Source organism: Faecalibacterium langellae (assembly GCF_002549775.1).
GTDB lineage: Bacteria > Bacillota > Clostridia > Oscillospirales > Ruminococcaceae > Faecalibacterium > Faecalibacterium langellae.
On the sequence record NZ_NMTR01000070.1, the window covers coordinates 1 to 1,026 of the forward strand.

The 1,026-nt window shown below is 41.3% G+C and carries 2 protein-coding genes; one reads left to right on the plus strand and one right to left on the minus strand.

The window, feature by feature from the left end; genetic code table 11:
* A partial coding sequence (locus CGS49_RS13740) for a dihydropteroate synthase (RefSeq protein ID WP_179859098.1) occupies nucleotides 1-401 on the plus strand: 401 nt, incomplete at its 5' end.
* 31 nt (nucleotides 402-432) lie between these two features.
* On the opposite strand, the gene CGS49_RS13745 is transcribed toward CGS49_RS13740, so the two are convergent.
* Nucleotides 433-1,026, minus strand: a 594-nt coding sequence (locus CGS49_RS13745) for an alpha-amylase domain-containing protein (RefSeq protein WP_143405892.1), incomplete at its 5' end; no start/stop codon positions are given.

Here is a 1,026-nt window from a genome sequence, read left to right on the forward strand (position 1 = left end):
ATATCCTCATGCATAATCAAGAAGAAGAAAAATACAATGATGTCACAGAGAATGTCTGTACTTTCCTTAGTCAACGTACGCAAGCTGCCTTGGAAGCAGGTGTAGCTAAAGAAAATATTTGGATTGATCCTGGCTTTGGTTTTGCCAAGAATGTTCAACACAATATTGACCTGCTTAGGGGCTTGGACAAAGTTGTTGGACTTGGGTATCCTGTTCTTTTTGGGATTTCTCGTAAGCGTGTTGTGGATTTTCTCCTAGGTGGAAATATTCCTGCCAAGGACCGTGATCAAGGGACAGCTGCTTTATCTGCTTATGCTGTTAGCAAAGGATGTCAGATTGTCCGTGTCCATAATGTTGAAGCCAATCGTGATGTCGTTAAGACTATCACAGGAATTTTATGAAATTAAAAAAAGCTCAAATCGAGCTTTTTTCTTAGTCTTGAATTGTCCAAACGCTGACAGATTTTTCAGAGACTGGGAAGTCTCCCCACCCGTCTTCGTCAATTGTTACAGTATCAGAGCAGTTTCCAAGAATATCATAGAAAGTTTGTCCAGCCCAATCACTTCCAATTTCCATAGATTTGTTGTTGGCAGCATCATTAGAAATGGTTACGGCTAGTGGAGTACAGTCTTCATTACCAGAGCGTGTCCATCCAATACAGTTAGGGTCGTCAAAGTAGTCTGTTTGCTCTCCATAAGCCAAATATTTACGAGCGTAAAGTAAGGTGTCTAGGACCTCTTTGAAACTTTCTTGAGCAAACTCACCATCAATGCCATAGTAGTCACCATAAAATAGGCAAGGAAGGCCGTCTTTACGAAGAAGGATGAGGGCATAGGCAGATGGTTTAAACCATTCTTCAACAGTAGATTCCAATGCTTGTCCACGTTGGGTGTCATGGTTCTCTACGAAGGTTACCGCATGCTCAGGGTGATTTTTGACCAATGTTTGTTCGAAAATAGTCGTCAAATCGTAATCTGCTCCTTTTAGGCTGGCATCATATAAATTGTAATGAAGGCGAACATCCAC